Genomic DNA, 2,872 nt, shown 5'->3' on the forward strand with positions numbered 1-2,872 from the left:
TATTCTAGGGGATATTCCATCTTCAGTAAATTTATATCGTTTATATTCTTGCTCTAATACTCCCTCTTCTCCTGAAATACGTCTTTCTATTTTTATTTTACTAAAATCAAAGGGTTCCCTAGTAGTCGTACTATCTGCTAAATATTGGTCACTCATCAATAATACAGGTATTTGGTATTTTTCTGCAATATTAAAGGCTCTGGCTGTTTGATAGAAAGCATCTTCCTGGTCTCTTAATGCTATGACCATTCTAGGAAATTCTCCGTGGCCAGCATGAATCATAAATCTAAGATCTGCCTGTTCCGTTCTAGTTGGAAAACCTGTGGCCGGTCCTGGTCTTTGAACATTTATTACTACAACTGGTACTTCAATAATACCGGCTAAACTTAAAGCCTCTACCATTAAAGCAAAGCCTCCTCCGGAGGAACCTGTCATAGCCCTAACTCCAGCATAAGATGCACCTAGTGCCATATTTAATGCAGCTACCTCATCTTCTACTTGGTCTACGGCAATACCCATTTCATTGGCATGGGCAGCTATGTAATTTAGTACCCCAGTAGAAGGAGTCATAGGATAACCACAATAAAACTTACATCCTGCTGCTATTGCTCCTAATCCTACAGACTGATTGCCATTGATCAATATATGTTTATCTTCTAAAGTAGGTAAACTATACTTAGAGTCTACCATGCCATATCCTGCCCTTAAGGCATTTATATTGACCTTATATAATTTTTCATTAAATCCTTCTCTTATAACTTCTTCCCCAATTCCCAATGGAAGACCATAGTATTTTAGTATAGCGCCTAAACCAATAGTAGTATATACCCTAGAATTCCTTAAAGCCTTAGCAGTTTCTAATAATGGTAAATGGAATAAGTCCTTATCCTTTCCTATCCCTTCATCGGTAATTACAATTCCATTTTCTTTAAGACGAGTCAAATGTTGCTCTACAGTTTCTTCATTTAGCGCAAAAACAATATCTACCTTTTCCATGTGGGCATATATGGGTTTATTAGAGAATCTAATTTGGATAAAATTATGGCCGCCTCTTACTCTTGACATATAGTCACTCTTTGAAAATACATGAAATCCAGCTCGTTTTAATATTTTTTCTAATAGATTAGCAAAGGTATCCATCCCTTGACCTGCTTCTCCACCTATCAAAACAGTATAATCCATATTTAACCCTCCCGTTTCTATTGTTTTTAACCATCGTTTATGTTATACCCTAGTAAAGTAGCAACAAACATTAATGGAAAGAGAGACACATACAATATACTATTTTAAATTATATTTATAACCACTAAGTGAAAGTAATACCTGGGATGGGAGATAGAATAACCACATGGAGATGGAAGAAATATTGTAAAATAAGCCTTCATTTAAAATATTATACAAAGCAACATTTATATCGCATAGCAGAAAAAGAACCATACCTATTAGTATCATATGACCATTTGGCTTGGGAAATAATCTATCTCTATACGCTTTTGCTGCTTTTATCACACTGTTCAATAGGCATATACCATAAAACAATCCCATGCCCCATATAAAATCAAGTTTAAATATTAGTTTATCTACCACAAGATAGACAATAAATAGACTCGAAAATATGACAATAAAATTTCTAATATTTATCTTTAAATTTGTAAACCCATACCTAGAGGAATATATTATCTGAACTACAGAAAATAATAAGATACCAAATATATAGTGGCGACCCAGAATTAAAAGGAATAAATCAGCAATTAAAGTAATAAATAGTCCAGTTTGGAGTAGTTTAAGATCTTTAACGTTTAGAGCATCATCTCCTATAAAAAAAGATATCATTAAAACGAGGAGCATGGATAAATATTTTAGTCTATCTGAAGATATGATACTTTCAATATCATATATATCTATATACATAAACCCTATATATAGTATAGCAATAAATAACAAAAAAACTTTTAAGATTCTCCATTTATGAATAGTTTTTAACATGGTTTCAACCTTTCTATATCAATAAATTCTTCCTTTTATAAAAATAAGAGACGGTCCTCACCATCCCTTATTTGCTAGGTTGGAGCCAATAAAGGGATTCGAACCCTTTACCTGCAGTTTACGAGACTGCTGCTCTGCCTAGTGAGCTATATTGGCTAAGTATTTAATCATAATTATAATATACTACTTTTTAAAATTTTTGTCATCTATTAAATATAATTCCCCCTTCAAAAGGGGGAATGGTCTATTCGCCAGATACTGTTAACTTTTTAATCTTTACAGATGGAGAACCTACTCCGTCCATAGCAAATCTAAAATCATTTCCAATTTCTTCAATATCCATCAATGTTTCAAAGATATTTCCTGCAATGGTTATTTGATTTACTGGTCTTTTTATTTTTCCTTTTTCTATTTCATAGCCATGGGCAGAAAGGGAATAATCTCCAGACACTGGATCTAATCCAGAATGCAATCCTTGCACATCGGTAATTAACAAACCCGAGTTCATGGTCTTTAATATTTCTTCTAAGGATTTATCCCCTTTTTCTAGATATAGATTAGAAGTTGAAGTTGATATTGGAGATTTATAGGAATCCCTATATCCATTTCCTGTAGATTCAACTCCATCCTTTAAGGCAGATTTCCAATTGTATAAGTAGGTTTTTAATACACCATTTTCAATTATCTTCTTACATTTAGTTGCTGTTCCTTCATCATCAAAAGTACTAACCATAAACCCATCATTATTAAAAGGATCATCTACTAATGTAAAGTTACTTGTTGCTATTTGCTTCCCTACCTTGTCTTTTAATAAGGATAAGCCTTTTTGAACGTATTCTGCATAAAAAATAGATTTGAAGGCTGATAGTATGTCTGCAAAAATTAT

At 32.9% G+C, this 2,872-nt stretch carries 3 protein-coding genes and 1 tRNA gene; all 4 read right to left on the reverse strand.

What is annotated here, in order from left to right:
- The coding region (locus tag VK998_RS09950; protein ID WP_325227980.1) for a 2-oxoacid:acceptor oxidoreductase subunit alpha at positions 1-1,182 on the reverse strand (1,182 nt) is incomplete at its 3' end.
- 99 nt (positions 1,183-1,281) lie between these two features.
- Positions 1,282-1,911 carry a lysoplasmalogenase family protein gene (locus VK998_RS09955; RefSeq protein WP_325227981.1) on the reverse strand — a complete coding sequence of 210 codons (630 nt, stop codon included), beginning with the start codon at positions 1,909-1,911 and terminating at the stop codon, positions 1,282-1,284.
- A gap of 155 nt (positions 1,912-2,066) precedes the next feature.
- Positions 2,067-2,142, reverse strand: a tRNA-Thr gene (locus tag VK998_RS09960).
- An 88-nt stretch (positions 2,143-2,230) separates the two neighbouring features.
- A partial coding sequence (locus VK998_RS09965; protein ID WP_325227982.1) for a metallopeptidase TldD-related protein occupies positions 2,231-2,872 on the reverse strand: 642 nt, incomplete at its 5' end.

The organism is Schnuerera sp. (assembly GCF_035459645.1).
Classification (GTDB): domain Bacteria; phylum Bacillota; class Clostridia; order Tissierellales; family Tepidimicrobiaceae; genus Schnuerera.